General features: G+C 39.4%; 11 protein-coding genes. 5 read left to right on the top strand and 6 right to left on the bottom strand.

Annotation, left to right across the window (positions count from 1 at the left end):
• Position 1 precedes the first annotated feature (1 nt).
• The 4 genes from IEU90_RS09110 to acpS all read right to left on the bottom strand — a co-directional run bounded on the left by IEU90_RS09110 (position 2) and on the right by acpS (position 3441).
• On the bottom strand, positions 2-1366 hold the full coding sequence (locus IEU90_RS09110) for a cytosine permease (protein WP_188358035.1): 1365 nt from the start codon (positions 1364-1366) through the stop codon (positions 2-4).
• Between the two features lie 189 nt (positions 1367-1555).
• Complete coding sequence (locus IEU90_RS09105) at positions 1556-1930, bottom strand: type II toxin-antitoxin system PemK/MazF family toxin (protein WP_153710531.1); 375 nt, start codon at positions 1928-1930, stop codon at positions 1556-1558.
• 17 nt (positions 1931-1947) lie between these two features.
• Entirely contained in the window at positions 1948-3075 is a 1128-nt protein-coding gene (gene alr / locus IEU90_RS09100) for an alanine racemase (protein ID WP_153710530.1), read from the bottom strand.
• 3 nt (positions 3076-3078) lie between these two features.
• A complete protein-coding gene (gene acpS, locus IEU90_RS09095; RefSeq protein WP_153710529.1) occupies positions 3079-3441 on the bottom strand; it encodes a holo-ACP synthase in 363 nt (120 codons plus the stop codon).
• A gap of 320 nt (positions 3442-3761) precedes the next feature.
• On the opposite strand from acpS, the gene dltX reads away from it, so the two are divergent.
• Genes dltX through dltD form a run of 5 tightly spaced genes read left to right on the top strand, consistent with a single transcriptional unit; the run spans position 3762 to position 8210 of the window.
• Entirely contained in the window at positions 3762-3902 is a 141-nt protein-coding gene (dltX, locus tag IEU90_RS09090) for a teichoic acid D-Ala incorporation-associated protein DltX (RefSeq protein ID WP_153710528.1), read from the top strand.
• Between the two features lie 22 nt (positions 3903-3924).
• Positions 3925-5451 carry a D-alanine--poly(phosphoribitol) ligase subunit DltA gene (gene dltA, locus IEU90_RS09085; protein ID WP_153710527.1) on the top strand — a complete coding sequence of 509 codons (1527 nt, stop codon included), beginning with the start codon at positions 3925-3927 and terminating at the stop codon, positions 5449-5451.
• Positions 5451-6668: a D-alanyl-lipoteichoic acid biosynthesis protein DltB gene (gene dltB, locus IEU90_RS09080; RefSeq protein WP_153710550.1), complete on the top strand. Its 1218-nt coding sequence runs from the start codon at positions 5451-5453 to the stop codon at positions 6666-6668. Before dltA ends, dltB begins: the two co-directional genes overlap by 1 nt.
• A 20-nt stretch (positions 6669-6688) precedes the next feature.
• On the top strand, positions 6689-6928 hold the full coding sequence (gene dltC / locus IEU90_RS09075) for a D-alanine--poly(phosphoribitol) ligase subunit DltC (RefSeq protein ID WP_003665624.1): 240 nt from the start codon (positions 6689-6691) through the stop codon (positions 6926-6928).
• Positions 6921-8210, top strand: a complete 1290-nt coding sequence (gene dltD / locus IEU90_RS09070; protein ID WP_153710526.1) for a D-alanyl-lipoteichoic acid biosynthesis protein DltD — start codon at positions 6921-6923, stop codon at positions 8208-8210. The genes dltC and dltD overlap by 8 nt, the downstream gene beginning before the upstream one ends.
• 52 nt (positions 8211-8262) lie before the next feature.
• On the opposite strand, the gene IEU90_RS09065 is transcribed toward dltD, so the two are convergent.
• Both IEU90_RS09065 and IEU90_RS09060 read right to left on the bottom strand, forming a co-directional pair.
• Entirely contained in the window at positions 8263-9177 is a 915-nt protein-coding gene (locus IEU90_RS09065) for a glutaminase (protein WP_188358034.1), read from the bottom strand.
• Between the two features lie 296 nt (positions 9178-9473).
• The gene (locus IEU90_RS09060) at positions 9474-19979 is read right to left on the bottom strand and encodes a DUF1542 domain-containing protein (RefSeq protein WP_188358033.1); all 10506 of its coding nucleotides are present in this window, start codon (positions 19977-19979) and stop codon (positions 9474-9476) included.
• Positions 19980-20111: the final 132 nt, after the last annotated feature.

Here is a 20111-nt window from a genome sequence, read left to right as displayed (position 1 = left end):
ACTATGCTTCCTTTCGGTCAACCAGCGACATTATTACATAATATAGAATACCACTCAAACACATATCAATAAATGTTGCGCCAATCGTGTTTGCAAATAATGGCATCTGGTGAACAATTACGAAGAAGGCTGCACCAATGGCAAAAACAATAATTGCCACCCAGTTAATTCCTCCTTGATACCAATACTTTCCGCCAACTTTGCCCAGTTCATCGATGTCATAATGACGGTGGGCACGGAAATAAAAGTCTGTACAAATTATTGCGATTGTTGGCCCTAATACCATTCCAACATAGTCAAGGAAAGACTCAAAGGCACTTAAAAAGCTACCAACAAACATAGGAATAAAGGTAACAATTGTCGCAAGCAGCACAACAATCCATAGCGAATACTTTAACTTGAGCTTCGTGAAGATATTTGAAAGAGCTGACCCCGCCGCTAATAAATTAACAGCATTAGCAGTCATCGATGTCAAAATAATAACGAGGAGGGCAATAACTCCTAATCCTAACTTACTAGCAATTGTTGAAGGATCAGAGTTATTGGCATTATAAACACCGCTTGAAATTGCGATACTGATTGTTGAAATTAATCCAATAAAGGCAAACCAAACTACTCCTAATAATGCACCGCAGAATGGTGTTAAGGTTGCATTTTTCTCCTTAGCAGTAAAGCGGGTAAAATCAGCACCAGCTGTCACCCACGCCAAATTAAAGGCTGCAACATAATCAACCGCTGCACCAACAGCCATCTTTGAATGAGCAGGAACATGCCAGTTGACGATTTGGGTAAATGAAACTGTCTTAAAAACGGCAATCGATTCCCAAATAACAAAAATAAGGACAAGAATTATTCCGATTCGTTCAATCATCTGTACAGAGCGTGATCCGCTTGAAACACTAATGATGTGGAGAATACTCATGATAATAATCCCAACCACTAGGCCTAAGTAGCCGCCATGCTGTCCCCAGATTGGCCATCCTAATAAGTCATGAAAAAGGATACTAACTGATTGAGCAGCAATAAAGGTATTAACCGCTGTCCAGCCAATAAATTGGGTAATATTAACTAATGACGGGAGATAACTGCCGCGTTCCCCAAATGACGCCCGGCTAAGACTCATTGTTGATACTCCAGTCTTATAACCGATATACCCCACTAAACTTAAGAATACATACGACAAAGCTGATGATAATACCAAAACTTTCATTGCAACTGCAAAGCCGCACGCAGCGAGAACTCCGCCAACAAACCACGTTCCGTTATTAGCGTTTGCCCCTACCCAAGTGGCAAACATATCCCAAGTGTTAGTTTTTCTACTCTTCATTGGAATACTAAAAATTGTTGCACTCTTTTGCTCTTTCACAAGATATCCTCCTTAGACCTAAAAAAGCTCTAGTCCCATTAATGGTCCTAGAGCTTTACAAAAGATTGCACGTAGTCTCAGGCTACTATGCTTATATTATTTTGTCTTTCGTAGTCTCTCTGGGCTACATTAAAAGAACCGTTATTAATTTAATAGTGAGTATACGAGTTCAAACGCGAATTGTCAAACTCATTTATTTTCATCATAAGCAGCATTTAAGCCGACACTAATTGTCAGTGCCTTGTCCACCTTTGCCATTGTTTCCGGTGATAAATGTGCAATTCGATCTTTCAATCGCTGCTTATCAATTGTCCGCAACTGTTCTAACAAAATGACTGAATCATGAGTTAACGGTAACGACTTACCTTTTAGCTGAACATGAGTAGGCATCTTCTTCTTTTGCATTTGGGCAGTAATCGCTGCAATAATCACTGTCGGACTATAGTGATTTCCCACGTCATTTTGAAGAATTAAGACTGGTCGAACCCCACCCTGTTCTGAACCAATTACCGGGGATAGGTCAGCGTAATAGATATCACCCCGTTTTACTTTTCGTTTTGCCATTACCTTCGCTTCCTTAATTACTTGCTTTGCCGATAAACACGATGCACACGATTGCTAATATTAGTTAAAATTTCGTAGTTTATCGTTCCTGCTTGATCAGCTAAGTCGGTTGCAGTGATTTCTTTATCGCCAGACTTTCCCATTAATACTACCGGAGTGCCAACCGGGTAATACTTTGGAAGGCGAACCATCATCTGATCCATACATACCCGCCCAGCAATATCACAGAATTGTCCATCAACCAAAACTTTATAGCCAGTCATACAACGCGGATAACCGTCTGCATAACCAATTGGCAATGTAGCTAACCACTCATCCTGCTTGGCGGTATAAGTTGCACCATAGCTAACCGATTGTCCGGCCTTTAATTGCTTAACAAAACTGATGGAAGAAACTAATGAACTAACTGGCTGTAAATTAAACGTTAATTTCAAATCACGTCCAGATGGATTCTGTCCATACATTGAAATTCCCATTCTAACCGTATTAGCGGTAATCGTGTCCTGATGCCATAAACCGGTTGCGGAATTTGCCATGTGGACGTATGGCGGCAATTCATCAAGGCTGGCGACAAATTCCTGCCAGTGCTGAACCTGCTGCTTAAAGTAAGTATCATCAGGGCTGTCTGCCGTTGCAAAATGGGTAAACATCCCTTCAAATTCAAATTCTGGACTTTCAAGGAGCTTAACCGCCCGTTTGAATGAATCAACCGTGGTAAAACCAATCCGCCCCATCCCTGAATCAATTCCCAGATGAACTTTTAATGGTTTCTGGGGTTTAGCAACTTGTGCTAACTGATGGTATTGTTCAAGCCAATCTAGGGAACCAACAGTTAATGAGACGCCAGCCTGAGCAGCAATCAGGGCATTTTCAACTGGTGTGATCCCCAGGACAAGGGTCAGCGCCTCAATCCCGTTATCACGTAAGTCCAATGCTTCATCTAATATTGCCACACATAAACCGCTTGCCCCGCTTGTCATTGCTGCTTGGGCAACAGGAACAAGACCATTACCATAAGCATTTGCTTTCACGACAGCAAGAATCCTGCTATTTGCCGGCAACGCTTTTTTCTGTTCTTGAATATTATGACGTAATGCATCTAAGTCAACTATTAATGAAGTATCTCGCAAACGACCATTAACCATTTATTATTCATTCTCACTTTCTAAAATAACTTCTGTCATTACTAACGTGGCAGTATGGCTCACTGAAGCATGAGCATTACCATTATACGGCGATTTAGTGATAATGGGGGCACCATATTGATTATCAATGATTTCAATATCTTGAAAGCCTAGTTTGGCCCCGATTCCCGTGCCGTATGCTTTGGCAAAAGATTCTTTTAACGACCACCGTCCAGCAAGATATTCCGCCGACCGCTGACCGCTAAATTTTCCATACTGATCTAGTTCATTAGGCGTCAATACGTGCTGGACAAATTGGGAATGAGCAGCCGCTGCTTTCTTAACTCGTCCAATCTCAGTTATATCAATTCCAATCCCCTTAATCATCTAACGTTCGTCTCCTTATATATCTACCGCTTAATCTTATCGAAAATAAGCGTTTCTTGCAATTATTGTTACATTAGTCCATCATTGTCATGTCGTATAAAATTATAATTAAACTTTATATTTTTCTAGTTACAATTTACTCAGAAAAAGTTATAATTTTAAGGCGATAAACATTCTTATTTTTGAACACTTTATTAATTTTTTCTTAAGTGCTTTATAGTATTGCGAAAGTAACTCACTCTATTAGCAGAGATACGGAATTAATGGTATTCTTGATATGAATGTCAATTATAATTTATAAAGATGAGAGAAGGAGAATTATGGCTCAGATTATTCAACGCCATCCTGCATTAAAATTCATCTTAAAAACATTATTTTACTTTGTAGTGCTCCTATTATTAATATACCTTTACGGTTATTACGGAGCAGGCCAAGAGCCATTTATCTACAACGAATTCTAATGCGGAGGATACAGATAATATAATGAGTAAAAATATTATTACAGTCTTTGAGCAAATTGCCAAAGACAACGCAACACGGATCGCATATGATGAAATGGGCAAAACGACCACGTATGCGGACTTAAGCTCAGCAGTTGACACTTTGGCGGCATGGCTTAGCACTCAATCTTTGCCCGACCGCAGTCCGATTCTCGTATATGGCGATCACCAGGTTGAAATGATTATCAGCTTTTTAGCGGCATTAAAGGCTGGTCATACTTACATTCCAGTTTCAAATGATTCCGCCATCCCACGAATGCAATCAATTTTAGATACTGCAAAGCCAGCGATGATCATTGCCGTCAATGATTTCCCTAGCAACGATCTTAAATTTGATGCACCAATTGTTGACCGGCAACAGCTCACTGAAATTTTAGCAACACCGCAATCTTTTGATACTTCATCAATGATTGCCGGCAATGAATTAGCTTACATCCTCTTTACATCCGGAACTACTGGTTCGCCAAAGGGAGTGGAGGTTAGTCACGATAATTTCATGACTTTCGTTGATTGGATGTTAAGCGATGAATTTAATATTAAGAAACACGCTAATTTCTTAGGTCAGCCGCCATATTCATTTGACCTATCAAACATGTACTGGCTGCCGGCCCTACTTGATGGCGGGACGATCAAGGCCCTTCCTCACGAAGTTGTTGAGAACTTTGGTCAATTATTCACCGCCTTACCAAATCTTGGCCTTGAAGTATTTGTCGGAACCCCATCTTTTGCTGATATGTTATTGCTTAGTCCAGCATTTAACCAGCAAAAGATGTCAAGCTTAAAGACATTCCTTTTCTGTGGTGAAGAATTAACGGTAAAAACTGCTAAAGCACTGCACCAACGCTTCCCAGATGCTAAGATTTTCAACACATATGGTCCTACTGAAACAACAGTAGCCGTATCCGGTATAGAGATAACTCCTGACATTATTGAAAACAACGACCGGCTACCAGTTGGTTACGCAAAGCCGGGTGTTAAGTTATCCATTTGGGATGGTGATAAGGAGATCACAACACCAGGTCAGCAAGGTGAAATTATTATTAGTGGTGATAGCGTTGCCCGTGGTTATATGAATAACCCTGAAAAGACTGCCAAATCTTTCTTTAAGATTGATGGCGTTCCTGCTTACCGAACAGGGGATGCCGGTACTCTTGATCCCGACGGTTTGCTTCATCATAAAGGCCGAATGGATTTCCAAATTAAGTTACACGGTTATCGGATTGAACTTGATGAAGTTCGGGCTAGTCTTGAAAAGAGTCCGCTAATCAAACAAGCCGTTGCTGTTCCAAAGTACAATAAGGATGGCAAGGTTACCCACTTAATTGCTTATGTTATTCCAAACGAACCAGTTGATGATAAAGCGGAATTAACGAAGCAAATACGAGAAAGCTTAAATGGATTAATCATGCCATATATGATGCCTACCCAATTCGTTTATCGTGAGTCATTCCCAATGTCTGCAAATGGCAAGATTGCAGTTAAACAAATGATTGCTGAGGCTAATAAGTGATGGTTGAATGGATTTCAAATCTTCCAAACTACAGTGCTTATGGTACCCCGGTATATTTCTTCTACTTACTTCTTGCTATTTTACCGTTGGGAATCGGCCTTTACTTTGGGAAGAGATTTAGCTGGTACGAGGCATTAATAAGTTTTATCTTTATCTTTTTAATGTTCGATGGTTCAAGCTGGCAACAAGGAATTTCATTAATTGGCTATGTAATTTACCAGACGATTATTGTGATGGCTTATCATCATTATCGTCAAAAGCAGAATTCTAGCGGAGTATTCTATCTCACCGCTGCTTTATCGATTCTGCCAATCGTGATTGTTAAACTCTCGCCAGCAATGGTTGGACATAACTCGCTTCTTGGTTTCCTTGGAATCAGTTATTTGACTTTCCGAGCAGTGGGAACCGTGATCGAAACTCGTGATGGCATGATTAAAGAGATTTCACCATGGAAATTTATCCGCTTTATCCTTTTCATGCCAACAATTACTTCTGGGCCAATTGACCGGTACCGGCGTTTTGAAAAAGATTATAAAAAGGTTCCGACTAGGGAGGAATACTTAAACCTTGTTAATACCGGAATCTTCTACTTATTTCTTGGATTCTTATATAAGTTCGTTATCGGTTATTTCTTCGGGCAACACTTCTACCCATTCTTTGAACGAGCTGCCCTTGCCGATCCAGCATTCCCATCTTGGAACCTGATCGGTGTTATGTATACCTATGGACTTTACCTATTCTTTGACTTCGCCGGTTACTCTTTATTTGCAGTAGCAATTAGTTACTTTATGGGTGTCCGAACCCCAATGAACTTTAAGCAGCCGTTCAAGTCGAAAAACCTTAAGGAATTCTGGAATCGTTGGCACATTAGCCTTTCATTCTGGTTCCGTGATTATATTTTTATGCGGTTTGTTTTCCTCGCCACTAAAAAACGGTGGTTTAAGAATCGAAATGTCTTGTCATCAACCGCATATATGCTTAATATGTTACTAATGGGCTTTTGGCATGGGATTACCTGGTATTATATTTTATATGGTTTCCTACAGGGCCTTGGCCTAGTAATTAATGATTGGTGGCTCCGCTTTAAGCGTAAAAATCTTAAGCAGCTGCCTCATAACAAATTCACCACTGGGGTTGCAATTTTCGTTACCTTTAACTTTGTAATGTTTACTTTCTTAATCTTTAGTGGTTTCTTAGATACTTATTTATTCAAATAATTTTAGGAGGAATTTTAATTATGCAAGAACAAATTATTAACATTTTAGCTGATGCAACTGGTCGGGACACTGCTGATTTCAGCGATGCAAGTCAAAACCTTTTTGAAAGCGGCCTTTTAGATTCAATGGCAACTGTTAGCCTTCTCCTTGGTTTACAAGATGCTTTCGGCGTTCAAGTTCCTGTTTCAGAATTTGACCGTAGCCAATGGGATACTATCGAAAAGATTGAAGAACGGGTAAAGGAGCTCCAAAATGCATAATGGCAAAAAGCTGTGGTCAATCTTTGGCCCGCTGATTGTCGCTTGCCTATTAGTAGTTCTATTGTTTTCACTGCCGATTAGTAAAAAGCACTCAGCGGCGATTGAACATAAAGCTGCAGTATCATTGAGTCCTGTTGTTTTCAAGAATCAATCAATCAAACAACAAGCGCTCAGCGATAAGCACACCCACTACGTTCCATTTTTTGGTTCTAGTGAATTAAGACGGATGGATCGTTTCCACCCGTCTGTAATGGCTGCCCGTTACCATAATTACACCCCTTTCCTCTTTGGTTCACGGGGTACACAATCTCTTCCGCAATTCTTTAACATTAACTCAATGGAAACGCAGATGAGAAATAACAAGGCAGTTTATATCATTTCACCCCAGTGGTTTACAAAGCAAGGTGTTCAGCCACCAGCTTTTAAATACTACAATGGTGAGCTTGCTAACCTTAACTGGCTTCAACATGCTAATCCAAAATCACCATACGATCGTTATGTTGCATCACGGTTAATTGCAATGCTTGGTAAAGACGGAACTGTTTCTGCCTATGCACACAAGATTGCGGAAGGGGAGTCCCTTAGCAGTTTTGATATGGGAATTATCCATTTCCGTCTTAACATGCTTGTTCATGAAGACGCGATTTTCTCTGGTTTTCAGTTAAACAACAATTACGGTAAACACATCTTACCAAATGTTAAACGGCTTCCTAAGCATTATAATTACAATGTGCTATACAATGATGCAATTAACGAAGCCGCGCGGAAAACTGATAACAACCGTTTTGGTATCCGCAATGGTTTCTATACCCAACGTGTTAAAAACAACTTAGCAAAAACTAAGGGATCACAACGGCACTTTGACTATACAAAATCACCAGAATACGGCGACTTAGAAGTAGTCTTGAACCAATTTAAGAACACTAACTCTAACGTTCTTTTTGTTATTCCACCAGTTAACGCTAAGTGGGAAAAATACACTGGAATGGATATGGATATGTATTACAAATCCGTTGAAAAGATTAAGTTCCAGCTTCGTCAACAAGGATTTACTCATATTCTTGATCTTTCACACGATGGTAATAAGCCTGGCTTTATGGAGGATACGATCCATATCGGTTGGGCCGGTTGGGTAAAAGTTGATAAAGCAGCTAATGACTTTATCTCGAATAAACAACCGCAACCACATTATCAGATCAATAGTAAGTTCCTTTCACCTGAATGGACGAACTTAGATCCAACCGCTAATAACTTGCGGAATTTTCAAAATCAACTTAAGTAATAAGAAAACGAGGTTAGAAGATCTTTCTAGCCTCGTTTTCTTATTATAACAATTAAACAACTAAGTCTAATTGATCAACAACGTCTTGCAACAAACTCATTCCAGCAACACTGTTACCGTATTGATCAAGCGCAGGACTAAAGACGCCAATACCACATTTTTGCGGGGCACAAGCCAATAAGCCGCCGCTAGTACCGCTTTTGATGGGTAGTCCAATTTTAATTGTGTATTCCTTTGATTCTTCAAAAGAACCGACTGTCGTCAATAGTTTCTTAATCAATTCATTATCCTCATGACTAATAAGACGAACATTATTCCACGGCATGATTCCGTCATTAGCTAACACTGCTCCCAAATTAGCAAGGCTTTGAGTTGTTACCATCATTGAACTTTGCATAAAATAAGTTATTAAAGTTTGATCAACCGTCTCTAAAAGGCCCTTATCTTTTAGATAATATGCTAACGAATGCAAGTCCTTATCATTCATAATTGCTGACCGAAATAAGCGCTCATTTAGACTAATACATGGATCATTACAAATTTCGCGACAAAAGCCAAGCAATGCATTAAAACTATTTTGTCCCATTAATTGGTCAATCAGGGCAGTGGTTAATAAGGCTGACGAGTTATTGAGGTAAGTAACCGGTTCAGTTTGAACATTTAATTCATTATCTAAGAAAACAGAACTCAAGCTAAAATCAGTTGCCCCGCTTTCCAGCTCAGCTAACACACGTTCATGCCCTAGTCTTTTAATAGCCAAAATTAAAGTAACAACTTTAGCAATACTTTCTATTGCAAACCTTGTTCCTGCCATACCAGCAGTTCCAATCTGTTCCTCATCAATGTCATAAACCGTAATTCCCAATTGTTGGGGATCGACAATACTTAGCGCGGGAATGTAATTTGCAACTCTTCCATGGGTAGTTTCATTGAAATTTTTATCTATCAATTGCTCTAATTTTTGCATATTATCAAAACCCCTCTCACTCAGGGATACAATAGTAATACCCTGTAGCTAATCAGGCATCGAACAAGAAAAATAAAAACCTCCTTTTCCTTCACTGAACTTGATGAAATAATAACCGAATATCTACATGAGCTCATCTTCTCAGGTACTAATCATCATAATAATCGTAACAAATGTATTATAAACAAAGCAAACGATAAGCATAAATAAATTTATAATATAATGCACACAAAAATGCCACAAAACACTTTCATAGTGTTCTGTGGCATTTTCTTAATTATGGGCAAACAGTCTAATTAATTATCTTTTCGACTGCGCTTTTTAAGACCAAATAATCCCATTAGACTAACAACTGCTAATCCGGCAACACTCAAGTTATTAGCATCATTACCAGTTTGCGGTAATTCTGCTTTCTTGTTAGCATCACTCTTTTGACTAGTAGGTTGTTGTTCAGACGAAACTATTGCCGTTGCCTGACGTTCTGCCCGCTGACCATTAGCTTGGTTAGCCGTTTGGGTAACATCAGTAGTATTTGCTTGTGTTTCATCATTCTTGTTGGCATTATCTGTGGTATTACTACTATTCGTAGCACCATTGTCCGTTGAATTACTACTACTTTGATTATCAGCAGCTGGAATTTCAACACGATTAATCTCAGCAATTCCTTGTTCCATCGCAGTAGTAACTGCACTTTCGGTCGTAGCCTGCTTAATTGCTTCTTGAGCTTGTTGTGCGAGGCCGTCTACCTGGTTATTCAAAGCCGCCTTTTGTACGTCTGTTAATTCAGAAGCTGCAATTTCGGCTTTCTTACCTGCAACAGCATTGGCAATAGCCGCATTAGCAACATCCTTAGCAATTGCCAGCTTACCGTTATCAATGGCGTTATTAACATCGGTATCGGTCTTAGCATTATTAATTGCTTCTTGAGCATTCTTGGCATCCGTATCAATTTGATCCTTAAATACCTGCTTTTGAGCATCTGTCAAGTTGGTGTCTTGGTCAATAGCTTCCTTAGCAGTATTAACAACGCTTGTAAGGTTACTTTGTGCCTTGTTCTTAACAGCAGAAACGGTTGGTACTTCAATGCCGTTAATAGCCTTTACACCATTTTCTTGGGCGTTGGCTACTTCACCAGTAGTCGTAGCTTGTGCAATGTTATTCTTAGCGGTTTGAGCTGCTTGATCAACCCGGTCATTCAAGGCCTGCTTCTCAGTATTAGTCAATGGTGCATTAGCAATTTCGGCTTTCTTGCCTGCAACAGCGTTATCAATGGCTGCATTAGCAACAGCCTTAGCAATCGTCAATTGACCATCGTTTACCGCCTTATTGACATCGCTGTCGGTAGCGGCATTATCAATGGTACTTTGAACGTTCTTAGCATCTGCATCAATTTGGTCCTTAGCTGTCTGCTTTTCATCAGCAGTTAAGTTTGTATCTTTATCAATATCTTGCTTAGCAGCTTCGGCATCTTTAGTGATTTCCGCTTTAGCCTGTTCCCTAGCAGTAGAGATGGTTGGGATAAGCAAGTCATTAATCTGCTTAATTGCATTATCGCGGGTTGCAGTCACCGCATCATTGGTTGTTGCGGAATCATTAATCTGCGTAATCGCATCATCAGCAATTTTATCTACCTGATCAGTTAAGGCCTTTTGTTCTGCAGCGCTTAAGTTCTTAGCTCCACTAATTTGTTGGTTCTTTGCTTCTTGAGCTTGCTTGATAGCATTAATAGCTGCCTGCTTAGTTTCCGCTAGGCTTGGAACAGTAACACCAGCAATCGCTTGAATACCTTTGTTTTGCGCATTAGTTACTTCTGCATTTGTAGTGGCATTATCAATTGCCTTGTTAGCTGCTTCTTGAGCATCTGTTACCTGTTGCTTCAATGTAGCTTTTTCTTCATCAGTTAATGAAGATTTATCAATTGCGGCATCTTTTGCTTCTGCTGCCTTGGCTACTGCATCCTTAGCGGCTTGTTTAGCAACTGACTTACTTGGAACAGTGACACTATTAATTGCTTCAATTCCCGCGTCCTTGGCAGTTGTTACAGCATCATCAGTAGCTGCTTGCGTAATATTTGCAACTGCTTGGCTGTATTTACCCTGAACCTGATCCTTTAGACTGTTCTTTTCATCAGTTGTCAAGGTTGAAGCATTATCAATTGCAGCAAGCTTAGTATCACGGGCTTGACTTAATTCTTGAATAGCTGCTTGTTGCTTCTCAGCAAGACTTGGAACAGTAATGTTGTTAATATCATTCAAGCCCTTGGTTTCGGCATTCTTAACAGCATCATTAGTTGTTGCATTCTTGATTGCCTTAGTAGCATCATCTGCAGCTTTATTTACCTGATCAGTTAAATCTTGTTTCTCTTGGTCAGATAAGTTCTTAGCATTATTGATCTCATCAATCTTAGTGTTCTTAGCAGTTTCGATTGCATTAGTTGCATCATCTTGAGCACCATCTAAGGTTGGGATAAACAAGTTAGTGATTTGATCAATTGCATTGTCACGGATTGTAGCAACTGAATCATTAGTAGTGACTGAAGAATCATTGATCTGCGCAATCGCATCATTAGCGATCTTATTAACCTGATCAGTCAAACTCTTTTGTTGATCTGCATTTAAGTTCTTAGCATCACTAATTTGCTTGTTCTTTGCTTCTTGAACTTGCTTAATGGCATTGATTGCGTTTTGCTTAGCTTCATCAAGGCCAGGAACAGTAACATTAGCAATTCCTTCAATACCCTTGTTTTGAGCATCATTTACGGCATCGTTAGTAGTTGCCTTAGAGATGTTGTCCTTGGCAGTAGTTGCTGCGTCGGTTGCCTTGCTAATCAAATCTTGCTTCTCATCTTGAGACAAGTTAGAAGCATTGTTAATTTCATTAGTCTTATTAGTTAATGCATTATCGATAGCGTTATTAGCTGCTTTCTTTGCATCATCTAAGTTAGTGAAGTTAACGCCCTTGATTGAGTTAACACCATCTTCTTCAGCTTTCTTGACAGCATCATTAGTAGTTGCACTATTGATGTTGTCTTTTGCAGTGTTAGCGGCATCAGTTGCCTTGTTAATCAAACCTTGCTTTTCTTGATCATTCAAGTTAGAAGCATTATTGATTTCATTAGTCTTAGCATTTAAGGCATCATCAATTGCTTGGTTAGCATTCTTCTTGGCATCGTCAAGACTAGGAATTGAAATGTTTTCAATGTTTTGGACACCAGTATCAGCAGCAGCCTTTGCTTCATCATTAGTCTTAGCATTATTGATGTTGTTAATAGCATCGGTTGCAGCCTTAGTAGCATCATTAATTAATTGTTGCTTTTCATCATCTGACAAGTTGGAAGCATTATTAATTTCATCCTTCTTCTTGTCCAAAGTCTTATTAATTAAATCAGTGCTTTCCTTCTTGATGTCAGATAAACCAGGAATAGTTACATCAGCAATTGCCTTTTCACCATTAGTCTGGGCAGTAATTACAGCTGAATCGTTGGCAGCATTCTTGATGTTGTCCTTAGCGGTGTTAGCAGCATCGGTAGCTTGCTTGATCAGATCCTGCTTCTCTTGAGCGGTAATGTTAGTAGCGTTATTGATTTCATTAGTCTTGTTTTGAAGAGCTTTATCAATCGCAGTAGTAGCATTGTCCTTAACAGAAGAATTAGTTGGAATATTAATATCATTAATAGCCTTAACACCGTTGTTTTGAGCTGTTGTTACATCTGCTGAAGTAGTTGCATTGGCAATATTTTGCTTAGCATTTTCACCAGTTTCCTTGATCAAATCAGTCAAGGTCTTTTGCTCATCAGTAGTTAATGGAGCCTTAACGTCCTTAATCTTACCAGCCACTGCATTATCAATTGCAGCATCGGCAACTGTCTTATCAATTGCAAGCTTACCATTATCAGCGGCATTATTTACATCAGCATCGGTCTTAGCGTTGTCAATGGCATCTTGAGCATTCTTAGCATCAGTATCAACTTGATCCTTAGCTGCTTGTTTTTGATCATTGGTTAAATTATTGTCCTGATCAATTGCTTGCTTAGCATTGTCAGCGGCATCAGTGATGTTGCTCTTAACCTTGTCCTTAGCTGTTGAGTTAGCTGGAACCTTGATGCTGTCAATTGCGGCAACACCATCGTCTTTAGCAGTTGCTACAGTTGAATCTGTCTTAGCATTAGCAATATTTTGCTTAGCTGTATTTGCGGCGCTTTGAGCTTGCTTATTCAAGTTAGCCTTTTCTTCATCAGTTAAAGTAGTAGACTTGTTGATCTCTGCTTGCTTATTAGCAAGAGCTTCATCGATTGCCTTATCTGCAGCTGACTTAGTTGCTGATTCAGCTGGAACCTTAACATTCTCAATATTCTGGATACCAGTCGTTTGAGCTGAAGTTACCTCAGCTAGTGTAGTTGCAGCATCAATTGCGTCATTAGCATTAGTTGCAGCTGTGTTAGCATCATTGGTTAACTTAGCTTTTTCATCTGAAGTTAAGGCAGAAGCACTATCAATTTCATTAAGCTTCTTGTTCAAAGCTCCTTGAATAGCAGCCTTGGCACCATCCTTAGCAATTGCTAATTGACCAGCATTATTAGCATTTTCGGCATCCTTGTCGTTCTTAGCATTATTAATGTTGTCCTTAGCCTTAGTTGCGTCTTGATCGATTTGATCCTTAGCAGCTGTCTTCTGATCGTCAGTTAAGTCCTTGTTGTCATCAATCGCCTTCTTAGCATCGTTAGCAGCTTGATCAATATCTGACTTAGCCTTGTCCTTGGCAGCAGTTGTAGCAACATCAATTGCATTGATCTTATCTACACCATCAGTTTGGGCTTTATTAACTGCCTTTTCAGTAGTAGCTGAACTAATGGTATTCTTAGCATCATTAGCAGCTTGATCAACTTCATTGTTCAATGCGTTTACGTTATCACTGCTTAAGTCCTTAGCATTACTAATTTCTGCTTTCTTGCCAGCAACGGCATTATCAATGGCGGCATTGGCAACTGTCTTGTCGATAGCAAGCTTACCAGTATTTGTGGCAGAAGTTACATCATCATTGGTAGTAGCCTTATTGATAGCTTCTTGGGCTGTCTTAGCATCAGCATCTACTTGAGCCTTAGCAGCATCTCTTTCTTGATCAGTTAAGTTAGTGTCTTGATCAATTGCTTCCTTAGCCTTTGTTACAGCATCAGTTAAGTCAGTAGCAGCTTTTTCTTTAGTATTCTCAACATTAGTTGTAGCACTAGTAGTTAAAGCATTTTGTGCGTCTGTAATTGCCTTAGCTGCTCTATCAACATCGGCTTGAGTCAATGGAGATGGTGCTGTAGTTGGATCCAATAATTGTTGACCTGCTTTTACTGCATCATCGTATTGCTTTTGAATATCAGCACTAGCATCTTTATAGTCACTGCTTGCTTTCACAGTATTGGCATTATCAACTGCTGCGTTAAGCTTACTGATGTCAGTTGCCTTACCATCTAATGCGTTCTTTGCATCGTTAATCTTATTTAATGCTTCAGTTAAGCTTTCAACTGTTGGATTTTGAGCGTTTAATGCATCAGTACCAGCACTAATTGCTGTGTCATATGCTTGTTGCTTAGCAGAATCGGCATTGTAGTATGCTGGGGTCTTTTCTGTAGTTGACTTGGCATCTACTGCTTGTTGCAATGCATCTTTGGCATTTTGTAATGCTGAGCTATTGTCTAAGGCTGTCTTTGCATTAGTTAATGCGGTGTTTGCTTCATTTACTGCTTGTTGTGTTGCATTTGGATCTGCCAATACTTGGTTAGCTTTATCAAGTGCATCAGTGTAATCTTGCTTAGCTTGAGCATCAGCATTGCTCTTATCAAGATCTACTGCATTACTTACACTATTTTGTAAAGTAGTTTTATCTGTTGGATCTCCGTCTAACGTGCCTTTTGCAGCATTAATATTATCCAATGCTGTCTTTATTTGATTTGCTGTTGCATTTGTATTATCTAATACTTTTTGACCTTCTGATACGGCATTCTTATAGTCATTTTGTGCTTTTTCAGTGCCGTTATAGTACTTAGAAGAAGTCTTTTCAACTGTTGGTGCCTCTTTTACTGCTTCTTCAAGAGCAACCCTGTTAGCAGCATCTGTCTTGGCATCTCCGTTCAATTTGCTATTGGCAGTATTTAGATCTTTTAATGCTTGAGTTACTTGAGCTTGAGTTGCGTTTTCGTTGTCTAAAACGCCTTGAGCAGCGGTTACTGCATTGTCGTATGCTGTCTTTTCATTTTGATCAGCATTAGCGTAGTTATTGCTGTCTTTGATACCTTTAGATTTATTAACTGCATCTTGAAGATCTTGCTTATTGGTTGGTTGGCCATCTAATGCTTTCTTAGCGGCTGTAATTACATCTAATGCATTCTTGACTTCTGCTGGAGTGGCATCCTTATTATCTAAAACTGCTTGTCCATCAGTAATTGCATTATTGTATGCATCTTGAACTTTGCTATCTCCGTTGTAGTATGTTGGCGTATTTCTTACGTTCGGTGCGTCCTTAACTGCAGCTTCAAGAGCTTGCCTGTTAGCGGCATCAGTCTTGGCATCTCCGTTCAATGCCTTATTAGCAGTATTAATAGCAGTTACTGCATCATTTACTTGAGTTTGAGTAGCATTATCGTTACTCAATACCGTTTGGGCATCAGTAATTGCTTTATCATAAGCAGTCTTTTGAGCTTCATCGGCATTAGTGTAGTTATTGCTACTCTTGATGCCGTTAGAAGCATCTACTAACGTTTGCAATTCACTCTTATCGGTTTTCTCACCATCTAAAGCATTCTTGGCATTATTAATTGCACTTAATGCACTGTTAATTTGATCAGCTGTTGCATCAGCGCTATCTAATACTTTTTGGCCAGCTTCAATGGCACTCTTATAAGCATTCTGAGTAGTTTCAGTACCGTTGTAGTAAGCTGATGAAGTCTTTTCAACTGTTGGTGCTTCTTTTACTGCATCTTCAAGAGCAGCCTTGTTAGCAGCTTCTGTCTTGACATCACCGTTCAAATTGCTATTGGCAGCATTAAGATCTTGTAACGCCTGATTTACTTGAGCCTGAGTTGCATTATTGTTGTCTAAAACGTTTTGAGCTGCTGTTACTGCACTGTCATATGCGGTCTTTTCATTTTGATCAGCATTAGTATAGTTATTGCTATCCTTAACGTCTTTAGATTTATCAACTGCATTTTGAAGAGCCTCTTTATTTGTTGGCTGTCCATCTAATGCTTTCTTAGCGGCTGTAATTGTATCTAGAGCATTCTTTACGTCTGCTGGAGTTGCGTCCTTATTATCTAAAACCGCTTGTCCATCAGTAATTGCCTTATTGTAGGCTTCTTGATCTTTGCTATCTCCGTTGTAGTATGCTGGAGTATTTCTTACGTTTGGTGCGTCCTTCACTGCAACTTCAAGGGCTTGCTTGTTAGCAGCTTCAGTCTTGGCATCTCCGTTCAAATTGCCATTGGCAGCATTAAGATCTTGTAACGCCTGATTTACTTGAGCCTGAGTTGCATTATTTTTGTCTAAAACGCTTTGAGCCGCGGTTACTGCATCATCATATGCGGTCTTTTCATTTTGATCGGCATTAGTGTAATTATTACTATCCTTGACGTCTTTAGAATTATTAACTGCATTTTGAAGAGCCTCTTTATTGGTTGGTTGACCATCTAATGCTGCTTTAGCATTAGTAATTGCATCTAATGCATTCTTCACATCTGTTGGAGTTGCATCCTGATTATCTAAAACTGCTTGTCCATCAGTAACTGCCTTATTGTAGGCTTCTTGATCTTTGCTATCTCCGTTGTAGTATGCTGGAGTATTTCTTACGTTCGGTGCGTCCTTCACTGCAGCTTCAAGAGCTTGCCTGTTAGCGGCATCAGTCTTGGCATCTCCGTTCAATTTACCATTGGCACTATTTAGATCTTGCAATGCTTGAGTTACTTGAGCCTGAGTTGCATTATTTTTGTCTAAAATGCTTTGAGCCGCGGTTACTGCATCATCATATGCTGTCTTTGCTGCTGGATCGGCATTAATGTAGTTGTTGCTGTTCTTAACGTCTTTAGATTCATCAACTGCATTTTGAAGAGCTTGCTTACTAGTTTCCTTACCATCTAATGCAGCTTTAGCGTCATTAATGTTCTTTAATGCAGTAGTTAAGCTATCAACTGTAGCATTCGAATCATTTAATGCAGTACTACCGGCAGCAACTGCATTGGTATATGCTCTTTGCTTAGTAGTGTCTGCATTGTAATAAGTTGCAGAAGTCTTTTCAAAGTCTGAAGCTGCGTCAACTGCAGTTTGAAGATCTTGTTTTACCTTGTTGAAATCACCATTTAAAGCAGTCTTAGCATTGACGATGGCATTAGCTGCAGCTTCAAGTTGTTCTGAAGTAGCACTAGTATTTTGAAGAAGAGTGCTACCATCACTAATTGCATTAGTATAAGCAGCCTTAAGATCGTTAGTAGCATTAATGTAGTTAGAGCCTGCTTCAACATTAGGAGCTTCATCAACTAACTTTTGCAATTGATCACGGTATGAACTAGTCATCCAGTCAGAAACAGTCTTAGTATCCGTATCACTAGTTACAAAGTCCTTAGCTGCATAAAGTGAAACTTGGTCGTTATCGTTTAACTTACCTAAGTTAACGCTAAATTTACCATCTGCTCCTGTTTCAGCAGTGTAAGGAACTTGAGAAGAAGTTGGATCTCCAGTTTCTCCGGCTGTCCAAAGAGTTTGATCATTATTAGTAGAAACTTGGCGAACTGTACCATTTACTGATACATAAACATAAGCACCTTCACCAGCAGCAGTATTTGCATTACCACTCATGATGTAGTTTCCATCAGCGTCTTTAGTAAATGTGATATCTTTTAAGTCAACTTCTTCACCAGCAGCAATCAAGTTAATCTTATTTTTAGCACTATTCCCAGCAGTTCTAGTTGCTGTAGTGGTAGCTTCATCGTAACTAGTTACCTTAGTGACAGTTGGAGTACCATTTGCTGCATAAGTAATGTCAATTTCGCCGATTGGCTGGCCATCAGCTGAGGTCTTTACACCCTGAAATTGAACTTTACCGTTCTTAATAGCAGTGGCACCATCTGGCATTGAAATATTGAATAATTCTGGTTGTGTTGAAGTAAAGGTACTACCACTACCAAGTGATACACCAGTAGCTTGGGCACCATCACCAGTTACATCGAAGGTACCATGGTGATTAATTGAAATAGTAGAAGTACCAGCTGATGCCAGTAAGGTACCACTATAGTTTCCTAGATTAGTAGCATTGATGTTAAACTGACCACCATTAACATTAATCTTAGAGTCACCACTAATGTAAATTGGTGCATCAACATCATTTCCATAAGGAGCACCATCTACATTTACATTCAAAGTTCCTTTATTTTCAATAGTGGCTCCCTTAGTCAAATATAAAGCACCTGAAAGCCACTTGTCTGTTGATAATTTGTTTAAACTAATGGTCAAATTAGAACTCTTGTCAATATTGATATTAGTGGTACCTTGTGATGCAATACCTCTACCAACACCATCAACACCCATAAAGTTTGACTCAGGCGCGGTTTGAGTATGTGGTTCTAACGTAACTTGAGCACCATTAGCTCCGTTATTGCTTTGAAGATTAATAGCGGTAGTGCCACCATCAATTTCGATTACGTTACTACCATATGTTTTCAGGTTTACATTACTACCTGGTGCAAAATTAATTGCATTATTTCCAGATCTAAACTGAATAATTTGTTGGTTTCCGCTACCTTGAGTAGTTTGGTTCTTATTATTAATTGGACTGGTATAGCCATTAACAGCCTCGGCAGTAACATTCCCCTTGAAATTAACAGTTACATTTGGAACTGAAGTATCAGTATAAACTAATTGAGAGCCATGGAACGTAACATTATCAAATGTATATTCCTTAGCATTTTCAATTGGGCTCCAATATGCTCGATCATAAAGATCAAGGTTACTAAAAGTAACCCCATTTTTACCTGCCATATTAAATGAATATCCATTAAAGTCAACAGCATACTTCTTATTGTCATCTGCAGACTTAATTACGATATCTCTATAATTCTTAATATTTTCAATATGAGTTTGCCTTGTATCCTTAGCACCTAAATCAATATCTGCACCAATGTTAATCGTCGTGGCAGTACCATTTTGAATTGCATCAATTAAGCCTTGAGCATCAGTAACCGTTGTTTCCTCACCAGTAGGGGTTGCTACAAAGGACGCACCAAACAAACTAGCCACATTGTTAGTATTGTTACGATATGAAGCAGTGTTGCTAATATTCTGCAGAACCTGACGCGTGCCATCGAGACTATTCTGATTTTGGTCGGCATTGGTTGATTGACCTTGCGAAGCTGGCGTTGTCTTTTGAGCAGTTGCTTCATTAGCTGTTACTTTTTCGTTATTTGTAGTGGCAGCAGGAGTATCAGTGGCATCTGTAGATTTAGTAGCCACCCCCCCTACTGGCTGTTGGTTTGTGGTTGCCTTATTAGTCTCACTAGCAGTTACTGAATTATCAGTCTGGGCATTATTATTCAATGTAACTTGTGACTGGTCAGCCAAAGATTGTTCGTTAGTCGTCTTAGCTTCTTCAGGCTGGTCGCTAGTAGTGGTCGTATCAGCATGAGCAACCAGTTGTCCGCCTCCGTAAACACTAAACGTAACCCCTAATAGGACTGACGCTACACCAACATTTAATTTCCGTAAAGCGAACCGTTGCTTTTCATTTTTACGATTCTTTTCAGCAATTAATTTATGATTATTCTTAGAAACCATCTATTGATCCCCCGATTCTCTAATCTATACAAAAAAAGCAGTTAACTTTTTGTCTCCGTTGTCCACCCCTAATGTAACTAATCAAATTATCAATTAATCACACCATACTAATTACACACTTCAGATAAAAAG

Source organism: Limosilactobacillus caviae, from assembly GCF_014635905.1.
Classification (GTDB): Bacteria; Bacillota; Bacilli; order Lactobacillales; family Lactobacillaceae; genus Limosilactobacillus; species Limosilactobacillus caviae.
Note: the sequence above shows the minus strand (reverse complement) of the source record. Positions and strands in the feature narration are given on the sequence as shown.